We start from the raw sequence: 16,370 nt of genomic DNA, 5'->3' as shown, positions 1-16,370 counted from the left end.
GTCACCAGACGCACGGCACGAGTCGATAGCGGACGGTACGGGTGTAATCCCGGTATCCCGCAAGTTCTTCCCGCAGCAGCGTCTCTTCGTCGCGGATGCGTGACGCGAGCACCGCAAGGCCCGGCACGACGAAGATCAGCGCCCAGTAGGAGCCCAGTGCGAGCGGGATCCCCACCAGCATGATCGCGTTGGCGGTGTACATCGGGTGGCGTACCAGCCCGTACAGCCCGGTCGAGACGACATGCTGCCCCGACTCGACCTGGACGGTGGTGGACGCGTAGTTGTTCTGTGTGGCCACCAGGACGACGGCACCCATACCGATCGCGACCAGAACGCTTCCGGCGATGCACAGTGATGTCGGCACCGCCGACCACCCGAAGCGGTGGTCGAGAGCGCTGACCACACACATCGCCGCCAACGACAGGTACAGGCCTGCCATGACGATCTTCTGCACGGCGCGGCCCTCGGCCACCGGCCCGCCACGCATACGTCGTTCGAGCGCAGCGGGATTGATCAGCTGCACGTAGACACTCGGCACCCACGCCGACAGTGCGAACACCGCCAGAAAGGTCCATGCCTGCCAGTAGTGGAACGTGCCGGCAGGCACGAACAGCAGCAATCCCAGCGCGGCCGCCTGCATGAGGCCGGACATCATCACCTTCAGAACAGCGTTCACGATCCTCCCCGGGCCGACGCGTCGCTGTCGGCGGACTGATGAGGGGCCATCTTGCGGCACAGAAGCTCGGCCAGGCCGCGCACGGTGCCGACGGCCAGGTCGCCCGAGGCCAACCGGACTCCGGTTTCCGTCTCGATGCGGGTCCGCAGCTCGAGGGCTCCCAGGGAGTCCACACCGTATTCGGACAGCGGCCGATCAGGATCGATGCTGCGCCGCAGAACCACGCTGATCTGGTCGGAGATCAGCCGCCGTAGCCGGCCGGGCCATTCGTCCGGCGGTACTTCGCTCAGCACAGTCCGCAAGGTGATTGTGCCCGTCTGACTTTCGCCGACGAAGCGGAACGCTTCGGCGAACGGGCTGCGGCGGGCGAACGTGGTCAACCACGTTGTCCCGGTGGTCGGCGCATACCCGGTGTACGGGCGATCGTGGCGCAGGAGCGCCTCGAACGCGTGGGCACCCTCGTCCGGTGTGATGGCTGCCCCGGCGCCCTCGGTGACCTCGGCGGCGCATCCGATCTGACCCCAGGTGCCCCAGGCGATCGCCGTGGCCGGGCGCCCCTGAGCCCGCCGCCACCGGGTGAAGGCGTCGAGCCAGCTGTTCGCCGCGGCGTACGCGCCCCGCCCGGGCGAGCCCACCAGCGCGGCAGCCGAGGAGAACGAGCAGAACCAGTCCAGTGGCTCGTCGACAGTGGCGGTGTGCAGATTCCACGCGCCGTAAACCTTGGGGGCCCAGTCACGTTCGATCAGCTCGTCGGTGATGTCGGCAAGAGTCGCGTCGCCAATCGTCGCGGCGGCGTGCAGTACGCCGCGCACCGGCAGTCCGGTGGCGGTGGCGGTGGCCACCACGTGTCGCGCGGTGTCGGGGTCGGCGATGTCGCCGCAGTGCACAACGATGTCGCCACCCATCACCCGGATCAGCTCGATGGTCTCCAGCGCCTTCAGGGTCGGCTGCGAGCGGGAGGTGAGCACGATGCGTCCGCACCCGGCGTCGGCCATCTTCTCGGCCAGGAACAACCCGAGGTCACTGAGTCCACCCGTGATGACGTAGGCGCCGTCGGAGCGGAACACCTTCGCATGCTCCGGTGGCGTCAACGCGACGCTGTGGCCGGTGCGCGGGACCTCGAGCACCAGCTTCCCGATGTGCTCGGCCGCGCCCATCACGCGAATCGCGTTGGCAGCCTCGGCCAATGGGTACGCGGTGTGCTCGACGGGCGGCAACTCGCCGTCGGCCGCCAGGCGGAACACCGTGCGCAACAGCTCCCCGGTTCGTCCGGGATGACTCATCGACATCAGCGCCAGGTCGACGTAGTGGAAGGTGAGGTTGTTGCGGAACGGGAAGAGGTCGAGCCGGGTGCTGCCATAGACGTCGCGTTTACCGATCTCGACGAAGCGACCGCCGACGGCGAGCAGTTCGAAGCCGGCACGTTGTGCCGGACCCGTCAACGAGTTGAGCACGATGTCGACGCCGTACCCATCGGTGTCACGACGGATCTGCTCGGCGAAGTCGGTGCTGCGGGAGTCGTAGACATAATCGATTCCCATGGTGTGCAACAACTGTCGGCGTTCCGCGCTGCCTGCGGTGGCGAAGATCTCCGCCCCGGCCGCGCGAGCGATGGCGATCGCCGCCTGGCCGACACCACCGGTGGCGGAGTGGATCAACACCCGGTCCGTCGCCGAGATCCTGGCCTGCTCGTGCAGGCCGTACCAGGCGGTCGCGGTTGCGGTCGCGACGGCAACCGCCTGTCGGTCGTCGAGGGCGGGCGGCAGCGGGACGGCGAGGCGCCCGTCGCAGACCACGAATGTGCCCCAACAACCCTTGGGGGAGAAGCCGGCCACCCGGTCACCGACGCGATGGTCGGTCACCTCGGGCCCCACCGCCGAAACCACTCCCGCGAAGTCCATGCCGAGCTCCGGACGGTCACCGTCGACGCTGGGGAACCGGCCCATCGCAACCAGGACGTCGGCGAAGTTGACGCTCGACGCGCTGACGGCGACCTCGATCTGTCCCGGTCCCGGCGAGCCTCGCTCGCAGCTGATGAGCTCCACCGTCTCCAGGTCACCGGGTGTGCGGATCTGCAGGCGGACGCCGTCGTGCTCATGGTCGGCCAGCTCGGCATGACGCTCGTCGGGTCGGAGTGGCGCCGGGCGCAGCCGCGCCGCGTACCACGCGCCGTTCCGCCACGCCGTCTCGTCCTCTTCGGACTCGCCGAGCAGCTGCCCCACCACGTGCTCGGCGCCGGTGGTCGCGTCGATGTCGATCTGGGTGATGTGCAGATGCGGATGTTCGGCGCCCAGGACCCGCACCAGGCCGCGCAGCGCGCCCTGTTCCAGATTGGGCTCGTCTCCGGGCAATACGGCCTGCGCGTCCCGGGTGACCACGGTGAGGTGGGGTAAACGGCCGTCGATCTTGGGGACCTCGCGGGTGACGCGCACCAGGTGCTGCGCGTTGTCGAGGCCCAGCCGAGGGAGACACTGCTCGGCGGCATCGGGTTTCGGCCCGGTGACGATGACGACGCCGGTGAACTGGCGACCACGCAGGTGCGTGGCGAGCACGTCGGCTGCCGCGGTGTGATCGGCATCGACGGGCCAGCACATGGTGGTGCACTGCGCGCCGTGGCGTTCCAGGGAGTCGGTCAGCGCGGAGGCCATCATCATGTCCGAGGCCACGCTGGTGCTGACGATCAGCCAGGACCCCGGATCATCCTGCGGGGCTTCGGGTGTGCGTCTGCGCTCCCACTCGACGGCCAGCAGCCGGTCGTCCAGCACCCGATCGTGACGGGCGTCGTCGGACGCTGCGGGGCCGAACGACAACCCCTGCGCGCTGAGCAGGACCACGCCGTTCTGATCGAGCACATCGAGATCGGCGTCGACACCGGAGCTGTCGACCTTGCTCACCCGCAGGTAGCAGTAGCGCGCGTCGCGCGCGGACCCGTAGGCGCGCAGCCGCTGCACCGCCGACGGCAATCCCACCTCGCCCGGCGTCTGGACGTACGGACTGGCTCCCACGGCCTGGAAGCAGGCGTCCAGCAGCGCGGGGTGCACGGTGTACGCACCCTGCTGCGAGCGGAGTCGGCCCGGCAGTGCGATCTCTGCGACCACGGAGCCGGTGCCCTCCTGGCCGATGTGCACTGGTCCGAGCCCTGCGAACGCGGGGCCGTAGTGGACGCCGCGCCCCTCGAGGCGGGAACGCACGTGTGCGCCGTCGTCGCGGCCGGGATGTGCCGCCAGCAGTACCGACATGTCGTAGACGGGTGGCCGCTCATCCTCGGCGGCCCACAGCACCGCGGTGGCCTGCCGGGCGTGCTCGCCGCCGCGGTTCGACTCCACTGCGAACTCGGCGACCCCCGGCGCCGCCATCAGCGTCGATGCTCCGACGGCGGTCTGCTCATCCAGCAGCAGCGGCTCGACGAAGCGTAGGTCACGGACCTCGGCGGCGTCGCCGACCGCCACCCGGGCGGCCGCCAGCGCCATCTCGCAGTACACGGCTGCGGGAAGCACGGCCACGTGGTGGATCCGGTGCTCGGCGAGCCAGGGCTGCACGGACGTACCGATCTCGGCATTCCAGACGTGGCGTTCCGGTTCTTGGTGCAGGCGCACATGGGGTCCCAGCAGCGGATGGACCGACACGGTGCGGCCACCCGGTGTCGCGGATGTCGCATCGTCGTCGCTCAACCACAACCGGCGGTGCGTCCAGGACGGTAGGGGCGCGTCCACCAACCGCCCCGTGGGCAACGTTGCCGAGAAGTCGATCAGCGCGCCGGCGCTGTAGAGATCTGCGACGAAACCGAGCATGCCGTACGGCAGCTTCTCGTCGCGGTGCATGGCGGCCGGCGTGGCCAGCGGCACGTCCAGGCTCTGGGCGGTCTGTTGAATGGCCTCAGCGAGCGCCGGATGGGGCGCCAGCTCGGCGAACACCCGGTATCCGTCCTCGACGGCGGCCCGGACGGCGGCGGCGAACCGCACCGTGCGCCGCAGGCCCTGCACCCAATACCTGTTGTCGCACAACGGTTGTTCGCGTGGGTCGAACCCGGTGGCCGAGTAGAAGGGGACCGTCGGGGTGAGCGGATCGACATCGTGCAGGACGGTGGTCAGCTCGGCCAGGATCGGATCGATCTGCGGCGAGTTCGTGGCCACGTCGGCGACGATGTGTCGGGCAGCCACGCCCCGCTGGGCCCAACCGCCGAGCAGCGTGCGCACCGTCTCGGCGGCACCGGAGATCACGGTGGTCTGCGGCGAAGCCACCACCGCGATCACGACGTCTTTGATGCCGCCCACCGTCAACTCCGAAAGTACCTGCTTGGCAGGCAGATCCACCGCCGCCATCGCGCCGGAGCCCGAGAGGCCGGCCATCAGCCGGGAGCTGCGACAGACCACCCGCACCCCGTCATGCAGCGACAGCGCACCGGCGACCACCGCCGCGGCGATCTCACCCGACGAATGGCCGATGACCGCGCCCGGCCGCACGCCGTGCGCACTCAGCGCGGCCGCCACCGCGACCTGCATCGTGAACAATGTGGGCTGTACCCGGTCGAAGCCGGCCACCGCGTCGGGGGCTGTCATCGCGTCGGTCACCGAGAATCCGGACTCGTGGGCGATGAGTGGCTCGATCTCCGCGACGGTCGCGGCGAAGGCGGCATCGTTGGCAAGAAGGTCTGCGCCCATCCCGGCCCAGTGCGATTCCTGTCCGGAGAACACGAACACCGGCGCCAGGCGGTCGTGCCCGACCTCGGGTGGGAAGGGGTCGTCGCCGGCGGCGATGCTGCGCAGAGCGTCGGTGAGTTCGGGGCGGCTGCCCGCGAGGACCGCCGCGCGGACCCGGTGGTGGGCGCGGCGGCGCGCCAGGGTGTAGGCCAGATCCGTCAGAGCCGCCTCGTCGTGTGCGTGCACCCAGGTCGCGAGTCGGTCTGCGGTGCGCCGCAGCGCCTCGGGTGACGTGGCGGACAGCGGAAACAGCAGCGGCGCGGCATCAGCGTGGCAGCCGGCTGAGATGGATTCGCGCTCAGCGGGTTCGGGAGCCTGTTCCACGATTGCGTGGACGTTGGTGCCCGACACCCCGTACGACGAGACCGCAGCGCGCCGCGGATGCCGGTCGCTGTTCGGCCAACTCGTCGTCTCCTGAGGCACAAAGAGATTGGTGCTGATCCGGGCCATCTCATCGGGCAGCCGAGTGAAGTGCAGGTTCTGTGGAACCGTCCCGTGCTGCAGCGCGAGAATCGCTTTCATCAGACCGAGGAGTCCAGACGCCGACTGGGCGTGGCCTAAGTTCGTTTTGACCGATCCGAGAGCGCAGGGGCCCTCGACTCCGTAGACCTCGGCCAGGCTGGCGTACTCGACCGGATCTCCGGCAGGCGTACCGGGCCCGTGCGCCTCGACCATGCCGATGGTTCCCGCATCCACGTCCGCGGTGGCCAGCGCTGCGCGATACAGCGCCGTCTGCGCGGCCACCGACGGCGTCGAGAAGTCCGCGGTACGCCCATCCTGGTTCGCGGCCGTACCCCGCACCACCGCCAGGATGCGGTCGCCGTCGCGCTGCGCGTCGGCGAGACGTTTCACCACCATCACCGCGACGGCCTCGCCCGTCACATAGCCGTCGGCCGCGGCATCGAAGGAATGGCAACGTCCGGTGGGGGACAGGTGGTTCTGCGCGGTGCCTGCGACGAACTTCCGGGGGTCGAGCATGACGAACGCGCCTCCGGCCAGCGCCAGATCGCTTTCGCCGTCGTTGAGGCTGCGGCACGCCATGTGCACGGCGGTCAGGCCGGACGAGCACGCGGTGTCCAGAGTCAGCGCCGGTCCACGCAGACCCATGCTGTAGGCGATCCGCCCCGAGGCCATGCCGAGGGCGTTGCCTGCGAAGCCGTGCGGTCCCGTCATGGCGTCGGAAGCGGCGTTGACCATCTGGTAGTCGTGGTTGCCCAGCCCCACGAACACACCCGTGAGCGAATCGGCGAGCGACGGCGGCGTGAGGCCGGCATGTTCGACGGCGTCCCACGACGTTTCCAGCAGGAGGCGCTGCTGGGGATCGAGCGCGGTAGCTGCGTGCTCGTCGATCCCGAAGAACTCGGCATCGAAGCCTGCGACGTCGTCGAGGAACGCGCCCCACTTCGATGCCGTCCGTCCGGGCGCACCCGGCTCCGGATCGAAGTAGTCGTCGGAGTCCCAGCGGTCGCGCGGAACTTCGGTGACCAGGTCGTCGCCGCGCAGCAACGACTGCCACAGCTGTTCGGGGGAATCGATACCGCCGGGCAGCCGGCAGGCCATGCCGATGACGGCGACCGGAACGGGCGTCTTGACGTTCGTCATCGGCGGGAGACTCGCCTCGCCACGGTGTTTGCCCGCTGGTCGATCGCACCGACTGAGTCCATGCCGTCTCCTCACAGCAGCACCCGTGTGTTCGCTGCTTTCTCACCTGCTGGCTCCGAGAAACCAGAACAAGTTTCAATTGACGCAGACGTAGGTATGTCGGGTCAAGTACCGAACGGGAAAGCGGCGCTGGGTACAGGGCTGTTCAGCGGAGAAAGAAGACGGCGACGCGCGCGAGGACCGCACAAGTTCTGGTTTCCAGGATGTTGTGTTGACGCCTGCGGTAATTTGCTTCGCGTGACAGAGGTGGTTGAGACATCCATTCCGGCTCTGCTGCGGGAGCGTGCCAGCTTGCAGCCAGACGACACGGCGTTCACATTCGTCGATTACGACCTCGACGCGGCCGGCGTCGCGATCACCCTCACGTGGCCGCAGCTGTATCGCCGCGTGTCGAACGCCGCACGCGAGATGCGGCTGTGTGCTTCACCGGGCGATCGCGCGGTGATATCGGCCCCGCAGGGACTCGACTACATCGTCGGCTTCCTGGGCGCGCTGGAGGCCGGGCTGATCGCAGTGCCGCTGTCCGTCCCGCAAGGGGGCGTCGCCGACGAGCGGGTCGATTCAGTGCTGCGTGACGCGGCACCCGCCGTCGTTCTGACCACATCCCGTGTCGTGGGCGATGTCGCCGGCCACGTCGCCGCCGAGGCGGGCAAGGCCGCTCCGGCGATCATCGAGGTCGACTCGCTGGATCTGGATGCCGCATTACGCACCGGCGCCCGAACGGACGACGTCTACGCCGGAGACCACCAGCCGGCGTATCTGCAATACACATCGGGGTCGACCCGGCAGCCGGCCGGGGTGATGATCTCCAACAAGAATCTGCTGACCAACATCCAGCAGATCACGGTCGACTATTCGGTCGACCACGGAGGCGTCGCACCGCCGGATATGACCGTGGTGTCGTGGCTGCCGTTCTACCACGACCTCGGGTTGCTGCTGGGAATCTGCACGCCGGTGTACGGCGGCTTCAGCACGGTGCTCACCAGCCCGATCTCGTTTCTGGAGCGGCCGGCCCGTTGGATGCAGCTGCTGGCGAGCAACCCGCAGGCGTTCTCGTCCGCGCCGAACTTCGCGTTCGAATTGGCGGCACGCAAGACGTCGGACGCCGACATGGGCGACCTTGATCTGGGCGACGTGTTCATCATCCAAAGTGGTGCCGAGCGGGTGAATCCCACGACCATCAACCGCTTCACCGATCGGTTCGCCCGCTTCAATCTCGACAAGAGGGTGATACAGCCGTCCTACGGGCTGGCAGAGGCCACGCTCTACGTGGCGACCGTCCGGCCCGGTCAACCACCACAGATCGTCGGTTTCGACTCCGACGAGCTTGCCGAGGGCGCCGCGAAGCGGTCGGCGAACGGCGGCGGCACACCGCTGGTCGGCTACGACACGCCGCTGTCCGCGCTGTCGCCGACGGTGCGGATCGTCGACGCGCAGAGCAGGACCGAGTGCGCGGACGGTACGACCGGCGAGGTCTGGGTGCACGGCGACAACGTCGGCATGGGCTACTGGAACAAGCCCGACGAAACTGAACGAGTTTTCGGCGCCACGCTCGTCGACCCGTCGGTCGGCACTCCCGAAGGGCCGTGGCTGAGAACGGGAGACCTGGGCTTCATCTCCGACGGACAGCTCTTCATCGTCGGTCGCATCAAGGACCTGATCATCGTTTACGGGCGCAACCATGCACCGGACGACATCGAGGCAACGATCTCGGAGATCACCCGGGGCCGCGTCGCGGCGATAGCCGTTCCCGACGACGGCGTCGAGCAGCTCGTCGCCGTCGTCGAGTACAGAAAGCGCGGCGATTCCGACGACGAGACGCAGAGCCAGCTCACCGACGTCAGGCGCGACATCACCTCGGCGATCTCGCAGTCGCACGGCCTGGCCGTCGCGGATCTGGTGCTCGTGGCCCCCGGCTCGATTCCGATCACCACCAGCGGCAAGGTCCGCAGACAGTCGTGCGCAGAGGATTACAGGCGCAACCGGTTCGCCCGGCTGGACGCGTAGCGGCTCCGCTTCAGCAGTTGGCCTGGATGCGGAATTTGGCCGAGACCGCATCGCTGGGTGTGTCGGTGAAGCTGCCGTCCGCGGTGCCGGTGATGGTGTAGCTGCCATCGGCGCCGGACACCTCGGCATCACCGATGTTGTCGGCCCAGAACGACCCGGTGAATCCCCCTACGCCGCGGAAGTCCACCGACTTCGCGGTCACCCCACCGCCGGTCGATAGCACGGCGGTGAACCCGTCCTCCTTGTCCGGCGTCTCGATATACCACGCCCAACCGGACTGGCGACACCGCACAGCGTGCGCTCCACCGGTGTCGTTGCCGTCGATCGACACGGTCGCGGTGGTGCCGCCGAGCGCGGGTTCCGGTGTCGAGCAACCGGCCACGCCCAGGGCGACGGCGCTGCCGGCGACAACCGCCAAGAGATGTCGGGTCTTCATGGCGCCCGACTCTATTCGGTCGGATGCTCCCGTCCGGCCGGAATGCCGGTGTATTCCGGATTCGGCGGCACCGACAGCGCGATTCCGATGCGATTGGTCGCGCCGATGAAAGCGGCGATCGAGATGCCCTCCAGGATCTGGTGGTCATCGAGTCCCAGGTCGCGAAGCCGGACGATGTCGTCGTCGCGGATGGCCTGCGGGTTGTTGTTGACGGCTGTCGCGAGGTCGGCGAGTGCGCGTTCCCGCTCGGTCAATTCCGCGACCTGATGGTGATCGATGGCCACCCGCTGCCCGAATGACCAGTCGCCTGTGAGCGCGCCCAGTTTGTTGGCGTGATTGGTATGGCAGTACGCGCAGCGGTTCTCACCGGACACCACGGTGGCGATCACCTCGCGTTCGCGGGCGGTGAGCCCGCCACGCCCGTCGGTGCCCAGCAGTGGCAACAGGTAGGCGTTGAGGCGTTCGAGATCACCTTCGTTCAGTGACAGTGCGCGAAACCAGTTCGAGGTCAGGCCCTCGTCGCGCAGCTGGCGATGGAAGAAGCCGCGGACCCCCGGCGAGGTCAGCTCGTCGAGCTCGGGCACGGCCAGCCGGGAGATGGCGGCGGGGGTCAGCGCTTCGGTGGGACGGATGTCGGCGGTGGCGGTCATGGCCACACAATCCCGCACACCCCAAGGCACGCCAACATTTCGGTACGGCGAGATGCGAACTCTTGTGTGGCTCAGCGCAACGCGGCGGCCGTGGAGTCGTCGGCGGGCAGAAACGCCTCGATGCTGAGCTCGGCGGCGGTCAGATCGAGGGCCGTGCCGAATGTGGTCACCATGCTCAGGAATCGCAGACTGCGGCCGTCTGTTGTTTCCAGCTCGAGGGGCACGGCAATGCCACCCAGGTCTGAGGATTCCTCGAAACCGCCTGGATAGCACTCGATCTCGGTGAGCAGTTCCGTCAATTCGGGCGAACCTGCCGAGGCGACCTCACGCCGGAGCCGTTCCACGAGGTGTGTGCGCCACTGCGCGAGGTTGCCGATGCGTGGGGCGAGCCCGTCGGGATGCAGCGCGATGCGAAGTGCGTTCGGCCGTTCGAGCAGATGTGGCGCGACGCCGTCGAGCAGCAGTGCCGCGCCGGAGTTGGCGTGCAGAATCCACCAGCCCCGGTTCACCAGCACGCACGGGAACGGGTCGTAGGCGTCGAGCACCGTCTGAATGCCCGCCCGCACCGTCGCCATCTCGGATGCATCGAGTGAGCGCTCGGCGTAGGCCGGCGCGAGACCGGCCGCGACCAGAAGCCGGTTCTGCTCCCGATGCGGTACCTCGAGCACTGACGCCAGCCGCAGCACCATCGCCCGGCTGGGGCAGGACCGTCCCGTCTCGATGAAGCTGACGTGCCGCGCCGACACGTCGGCCGCCAGCGCGAGCTCGAGCTGGCTGAGCCGCCTCCGTTGCCGCCAACCGCGCATCATCTCCCCGAACCGACTGTTCGCTGCCGTCACAGCCCTCAGTCTGGCCACTGCGCGCGGGCCGGGCCACTACCTCCGAGGTAATTGCGGCGCCTACCTGTCGGGAACACGCTGGAAGTACGACAACCAGAGAGGTGCGGCGATGACATCGAGGTCTGCACGACCACCGGCGGAGCCCGCGATTCCCCGGTGGCTGCGGCTCGTGCTGAAGTGCGACAGGGCGGGGTCATCCTGGTACATCGGTACCGGTTTCTTCTTCGCGCCGGTCCTGGTGCTGGTATCCCCGTGGCCGGAGCTCACGACGGCGCTGTGGATCTTCATCGCGGTCGCCGGACTGTGGCTCGGCCTGCTCGGCGTCGCGATGGCCACCGGGCTCGCGATCGTCCTGCGCACCGGCGCCGACATCCCGGAGGACTACTGGCGCTCGATCATCGACTACCCGCGCGTGGCTGCCTGAACGGCCGACGGGGCGGCCGTCGCTAGTGCGCGACGGGGCAGCCCTGCCCGGTGTAGTCCACCTGCCAGTGCTTGATCCCGTTCAGCCATCCCGACCGGAGCCGTTCGGGGGTGGAGACGGAGGTCAGGTCGGGCATGTGGTCGGCGATCGCGTTGAACATCAGGTCGATCGTCATCCGGGCGAGATTGGCACCGATGCAGTAGTGCGCACCGGTACCGCCGAAGCCGACATGCGGGTTCGGGTCACGCAGGATGTTGAACGCGTGCGGGTCGTCGAAGACCTCTTCGTCGAAGTTCGCCGACCGATAGGACATGACGACGCGCTGGCCCTTCTTGATGGGGACACCGGACAGCTCGAAATCGGTCAGTGCCGTCCGCTGGAACGACGTCACCGGCGTCGCCCAACGGACGATCTCGTCGACCGCGGTCACGGGCCGTTCGCGCTTGTAGAGCTCCCATTGGTCGGGATGCTCGGTGAACGCGATCATCCCGTGGGTGATCGAATTGCGCGTGGTCTCGTTGCCCGCGACCGCGAGCAGCACCATGAAAAACCCGAATTCGTCGTCAGAGAGCTTGTGCCCGTCCACGTCGGCCTCGATGAGCTTGGTGACGATGTCCTCGCCGGGGTTCTCGGCACGGATGGCCGCCAACTCCATGGCGTACATGATGAGTTCGGTTGCCGCGTTGCGGTTGTCGTAGTGGGTGTACTCGGGGTCGTCGTCGCTGACCATCTGGTTGGACCAGTCGAACAGCTTTTTGCGGTCCTCCAGGGGCACGCCGATCAGGCCGGCGATGGCCTGCAGCGGCAGCTCGCACGACACCTGCTCCACGAAGTCACCCGCAGCCTCGGACGCCGCGGTCTTCGCGATGTTCTGCGCACGCTCGGCCAGGTCCGCACGCAGTCGTTCGACGGCGCGGGGGGTGAAGCCCCTGGAGATGATCTTGCGCAGATGCGTGTGGCGCGGGGCGTCCATGTTGAGCAGCACGAGACTTCCCGTCTCGATCTGCTCCCCGGTGGACCCGGCGGGATAGCGGGGGAGCGCGGTCTTCTCCTGGCTGGAGAAGACGTCACTGCGCTTGGAGATCTCCTTGACATCCCGGTGTTTGGTGACCACCCAGTAACCGCCGTCGTCGAATCCACCGTCGCCGATGGGTTGTTCGTTCCACCAGATGGGCTGGCTGCGGCGTAACTCGGCGAGCTCCTCGATCGGCAGGCGTTCGCAGTTCAGGTCGGGATCGGTGAAGTCGAATCCGGGCGGGAGAATGGGAGTCGCCATACGTTGGCTCCTAAGCGTCAAGTGGGCGTAACGCATTGCTACACCACGCGACCGCTTCGGCGAGACGAGTTCGGCGAAGAACAGGAAATCTCCGCCGGCGTCAGTCCGCCGTTGTAACGAAACCGGGCCGAAAGCTGATGCATTCTGTAGTGAGATCAGCGACCGGAAGGGTGCAACGTGAAGTTCGGTTTCCGCGCAGGGACTGCGTCCATCATCGGAGCGGCTGCATTCGCGGCGCTGGTCGCCACCGCCCCGTCCGCTCTCGCCGATCCCGCCGCACCGCCGATTCCTGATCCGGCGCCAATGCCGATGACGGCGCCGATGCCGATGCCGATGACGGTGCCCGCCGCGCCGCTGCCCGCGCCCGCCGCCGTGCCGCTCGCGCCCGCCGCTGATCCCGCCGCCGCCCCGCTGGCCGCGGATCCCGTCGCCGAGGGCGTTCCACACCTGTTGAGCCCGGACAACCCGCCTCCCGGCACCGCGGTCACGCCGACGTCGCAGTCCCGGCTCGGGTATCTGCGGGATCTGTGGCACGCGATGCAGACCCAGGAGGTCAGCGGCAGCAACGCGCTGCTGTTGCTGACCCAGCGTCCGATGAGTGCTTCCCCGGCCGGCGGAGAGCCCACCGGCCCGCCCGCGCCGGCGCCCGCACCGTTGGCACCGCCGGTCGTTCCCTAGCTCATCGCGGGGACGCGGCCGGCGGCCTCGGCCTTCTCGACCACTTTCTCGATCCGCGCGGGCACGTGCTTGTGCCATGGCGTTCCGGCGTAGGCATCGCGCCATGTGCTCGACGTCAGCGCGTTGGGCGCCACGCCGGGCACCTCGGCGCCACCGTCGGCGTCGGCGAAGTCGAGACCATAGCCGTTGGGTAGCGCAGCATGCCCGGGCAGCATGGCGGCTGTGACCTCCACGGTCGCCTCGGCGCTGCCCGCCGCCGTCGTGATCCTGGCGCGACCGCCGTCCACGAGACCGAGAGACGCCGCGTCCTCGACGCTCACCCGGAGCGCGCCGTCCGTGTCGCGCGTACGCCACGACGGATCCCGGATGATGTCGTTGGCGGTGAACGCGCGACGTTCGCCGGCCGACAGCACGATTGGGAACTCGGCGTCGGTGCGGCCGGCCGGTGTATCGACGAGGGCGCGGATGTCGGCGAGCATCTCCGGCATCTCCAGGGCGATCCTGCGGTCCGGGTGGGCGATCAACGCGAAATCATCCTCGTACTCGTGGACGGTGAAGGTCACGCCTGAGCGTTCGGTGAGGATCGCCTCGAACAACGCGTTGCCGTCCGCATGTCCTGCGCGGCGCACCGCCTCCGGATAGGTCATGGCCGCCTTCTGCGCCAGCCCCCACAGCGCCGCCGCGCCGGAGAGTCCCTCCGGCAGCGACGGACCGAGCGTCTCGTACAACACGAACGGCAGCACCTTGCCGAGCCCGGGGTTCGCGCCGACCGCGGCCAGGAACGCTTCGGTGAACGCGGGCAGACCCTGCGCCGCGGCGCGCCGCAACGGCGTCAGTTCGGCGTCGTCGACCACGCCGAGCGCACGCATCAGACGTGCCCAGATCTCGGGTTCGGGCAACGTCCCCGGCAGCGGCTCCATCAGCCGGTGCCGAAGATGGAAGGTGTTGTGCGGGAACTCCAGGTTGAAGAACGTCGCTTCCACCTTCTCGAACTGGCTGGCGGCCGGCAGCACGTAGTGGGCCAGCCTGGCGGTCTCCGTCATCGCGACGTCGATGACGACGAGCAACTCGAGTTCGGCGAAGGCCCTGGCCACGGCACCGGAGTCGGCGACCGAGTGGGCCGGGTTGCTGCTCTCCACGATCAGGGCCCGGAATCTGTCGGGATGGTCGGTGAGGATCTCCTCGGGCACCACATTGCTCGGCATCAAACCGCCGATGATCGGCGCACCGGTCACCGGAGTGCGGCCGACGCCGCCCGGGCGGAACAGCGGCGCGAACGACGAATGGAGATGCTGGGCACCGCGTTTGCCGAAGTTGCCGGTGAGGATCCAGAGCATCTTGTTGAGGTAGGAGCACAACGTGCTGTTGGGGGACTGCTGAACGCCCAGGTCCTCGAACACCGCGACGCTTCCCGCTGTGCCGATCCGGCGCGCGACCGCCCGGACGAGGTCTTCGTCGACGCCGCATCGCCGGGCGTACTCACCGACAGGTACCTCGGCCAGCACCTCCCGCACCGCGTCGACGCCGTTGACGTGCTGCGCGAGAAAGTCTTCGTCGCATAGCTTTTCCTGCACCAGAACCCCGGCCAGCGCGGCGAGACACCAGGCATCGGTGCCGGGGCGCACCCGGAGGTGGAAGTCGGCCATCTTGGCGGTGTCGGTGACGACGGGATCGATGACGACCATCGACCGGGCCGGGTCCTTGGAGATCTCGTTGAGCACCACGCGGGCGCGCGGAAAGCTCTGCGACATCCAGGGATTCTTGCCGACGAACACCGACACCTCGGCGTGCTCGAACTCCCCCCGGGTGTGACCGCCGTAGAAATGCGCGTCGACCCAGTGCTCGCCGGTCTTCTCCTGGGCCAGCGCGTTGGACCGGTGGTGGGAACCGAGCGCCTTGAGGACCGCCCCGCTGTACGCGCCGCCGAGGTGATTTCCCTGGCCGCCCCCGCCGTAGTACATGATCTTGTCACCGCCGTGCGTTGTGGCGATCGCCTGCAGGCCCGCGGCGATCTCGGCGATCGCGGTGTCCCAGTCGATCTCCTCGTAGGTCCCGTCGGGACGGCGACGCATCGGCGAGGTGAGCCGGTTACGGCTGTTCTGATAGTGGTCGAGGCGCAGCGCTTTGTTGCATGTGTAGCCGCGGGACGCGGGATGCTGTTTGTCGCCCCGGATCCGGGCGAGGCGGCGGTCCTGCACCTGAACGACGATGCCGCAGTTGCACTCGCAGAGAATGCACGCGCTGGCCTGCCAGTCTGCGGTCGGTTCGGTCATCGCGTCGCTCGCTTCCGTGAGGTGGGCCGGATCTGCGCAGCGATCAGCGAGCGCAGCTGGGTGTGGACGAGGTCGAGTGGTTCGACATCCCGGGCCGCCCGCGCGACGACGATCGCCCCTTCGAACGAGGTGAGCACGAGCATCGCCAGAGCGTCGGCATCCTTGGCCGCAATGCCGTCGGCGCGTAGCCGCTGCCCGATGACCTCGCGCCAGCGGGCGAATGCCGCCGCGGCCCGCTCGGTCACCGGGTTGTCCGGCTTCTCCGGGACACCCGACTCGACGGCGACCGCGACCACCGGACAGCCAGCGCGAAACTCGCTGCGCTGCAACTGCTTCCGGTAGCTGTCGAACAGCCGGTCGAGTGCGTCCACGCTGGACTGGGCCTGCGCGAGCTGCGCGGCCATGAACTCCGCCGCGTAGTCGACGGCTTCGCAGAGAAGTTGAGTCCGCCCGCCGGGAAAGTAGTGGTAGGCCGATCCGCGAGGCGCGCCGCTGTGTTCCAGCACGTCGGCGATGGCCGTCGGATGCGCGCCGCGCTCCCGGATCAACAGGGCGGCCGACACCACCATCCGCTCACGAGGACTCGTCACCGCGGGCTCCTTCCGGCTATGTATGCAACTCTACATAATCCAAGGGCCGAGCGGAACACGAGCTCGGTGTGATAGCGACGGTGGGATCGACTTGCGAGGAATGCGTGGGGGCCGGCGGTTACAGGTCGAGGTGCTGGAGCGCACCTCGCGTTTCGGTGT

General features: G+C 68.3%; 11 protein-coding genes. 3 read left to right on the top strand and 8 right to left on the bottom strand.

What is annotated here, in order from left to right:
* Position 1: 1 nt before the first annotated feature.
* Both EL337_RS14315 and pks2 read right to left on the bottom strand, forming a co-directional pair.
* Positions 2 to 676, bottom strand: a complete 675-nt coding sequence (locus tag EL337_RS14315) for a methyltransferase family protein (RefSeq protein ID WP_048630978.1) — start codon at positions 674 to 676, stop codon at positions 2 to 4.
* The gene (gene pks2, locus EL337_RS14310) at positions 673 to 6,978 is read right to left on the bottom strand and encodes a sulfolipid-1 biosynthesis phthioceranic/hydroxyphthioceranic acid synthase (protein WP_048630977.1); all 6,306 of its coding nucleotides are present in this window, start codon (positions 6,976 to 6,978) and stop codon (positions 673 to 675) included. Before pks2 ends, EL337_RS14315 begins: the two co-directional genes overlap by 4 nt.
* A 306-nt stretch (positions 6,979 to 7,284) precedes the next feature.
* Here pks2 and EL337_RS14305 point away from each other — a divergent pair, with 306 nt between their 5' ends.
* Complete coding sequence (locus EL337_RS14305) at positions 7,285 to 9,045, top strand: AMP-binding protein (RefSeq protein WP_048631249.1); 1,761 nt, start codon at positions 7,285 to 7,287, stop codon at positions 9,043 to 9,045.
* A gap of 10 nt (positions 9,046 to 9,055) precedes the next feature.
* Here EL337_RS14305 and EL337_RS14300 read toward each other — a convergent pair whose 3' ends face one another.
* The 3 genes from EL337_RS14300 to EL337_RS14290 form a co-directional block, all read right to left on the bottom strand.
* Positions 9,056 to 9,481, bottom strand: coding sequence for a lipoprotein LpqH (locus tag EL337_RS14300; RefSeq protein ID WP_048630976.1), 426 nt, complete (start codon positions 9,479 to 9,481; stop codon positions 9,056 to 9,058).
* Positions 9,482 to 9,492: 11 nt separating this feature from the next.
* Entirely contained in the window at positions 9,493 to 10,131 is a 639-nt protein-coding gene (locus EL337_RS14295; protein WP_048630975.1) for a peroxidase-related enzyme, read from the bottom strand.
* A 71-nt stretch (positions 10,132 to 10,202) separates the two neighbouring features.
* Positions 10,203 to 10,940, bottom strand: a complete 738-nt coding sequence (locus EL337_RS14290; protein ID WP_232786737.1) for a helix-turn-helix domain-containing protein — start codon at positions 10,938 to 10,940, stop codon at positions 10,203 to 10,205.
* A 139-nt stretch (positions 10,941 to 11,079) separates the two neighbouring features.
* Here EL337_RS14290 and EL337_RS14285 point away from each other — a divergent pair, with 139 nt between their 5' ends.
* Positions 11,080 to 11,394, top strand: a complete 315-nt coding sequence (locus EL337_RS14285) for a hypothetical protein (protein WP_048630974.1) — start codon at positions 11,080 to 11,082, stop codon at positions 11,392 to 11,394.
* Positions 11,395 to 11,416: 22 nt separating this feature from the next.
* Here the strand turns inward: EL337_RS14285 and EL337_RS14280 are convergent, their stop codons facing one another.
* A complete protein-coding gene (locus tag EL337_RS14280; RefSeq protein WP_048630973.1) occupies positions 11,417 to 12,670 on the bottom strand; it encodes a cytochrome P450 in 1,254 nt (417 codons plus the stop codon).
* Between the two features lie 177 nt (positions 12,671 to 12,847).
* On the opposite strand from EL337_RS14280, the gene EL337_RS14275 reads away from it, so the two are divergent.
* The gene (locus EL337_RS14275; protein WP_053086814.1) at positions 12,848 to 13,348 is read left to right on the top strand and encodes a hypothetical protein; all 501 of its coding nucleotides are present in this window, start codon (positions 12,848 to 12,850) and stop codon (positions 13,346 to 13,348) included.
* Here EL337_RS14275 and EL337_RS14270 read toward each other — a convergent pair.
* The gene (locus tag EL337_RS14270) at positions 13,345 to 15,621 is read right to left on the bottom strand and encodes a molybdopterin-dependent oxidoreductase (protein ID WP_048630972.1); all 2,277 of its coding nucleotides are present in this window, start codon (positions 15,619 to 15,621) and stop codon (positions 13,345 to 13,347) included. The genes EL337_RS14275 and EL337_RS14270 overlap by 4 nt on opposite strands.
* Positions 15,618 to 16,211, bottom strand: coding sequence for a TetR/AcrR family transcriptional regulator (locus tag EL337_RS14265; RefSeq protein WP_048630971.1), 594 nt, complete (start codon positions 16,209 to 16,211; stop codon positions 15,618 to 15,620). The genes EL337_RS14270 and EL337_RS14265 overlap by 4 nt, the downstream gene beginning before the upstream one ends.
* Positions 16,212 to 16,370 lie beyond the last annotated feature (159 nt).

The sequence above is a fragment of the Mycolicibacterium aurum genome, assembly GCF_900637195.1.
Lineage (GTDB): Bacteria > Actinomycetota > Actinomycetes > Mycobacteriales > Mycobacteriaceae > Mycobacterium > Mycobacterium aurum.
The sequence above is the reverse complement of the archived record's forward strand: the minus strand, read 5'-3'. Positions and strand labels throughout refer to the sequence as shown.

Coding starts and splice junctions, on each gene's coding strand:
- pks2 (WP_048630977.1), bottom strand. CDS start 6,978: ATGACGAACGTCAAGACGCCCGTTCCGGTCGCCGTCATCGGCATGGCC.
- EL337_RS14300 (WP_048630976.1), bottom strand. CDS start 9,481: ATGAAGACCCGACATCTCTTGGCGGTTGTCGCCGGCAGCGCCGTCGCC.
- EL337_RS14295 (WP_048630975.1), bottom strand. CDS start 10,131: ATGACCGCCACCGCCGACATCCGTCCCACCGAAGCGCTGACCCCCGCC.
- EL337_RS14290 (WP_232786737.1), bottom strand. CDS start 10,940: ATGATGCGCGGTTGGCGGCAACGGAGGCGGCTCAGCCAGCTCGAGCTC.
- EL337_RS14285 (WP_048630974.1), top strand. CDS start 11,080: ATGACATCGAGGTCTGCACGACCACCGGCGGAGCCCGCGATTCCCCGG.
- EL337_RS14280 (WP_048630973.1), bottom strand. CDS start 12,670: ATGGCGACTCCCATTCTCCCGCCCGGATTCGACTTCACCGATCCCGAC.
- EL337_RS14270 (WP_048630972.1), bottom strand. CDS start 15,621: ATGACCGAACCGACCGCAGACTGGCAGGCCAGCGCGTGCATTCTCTGC.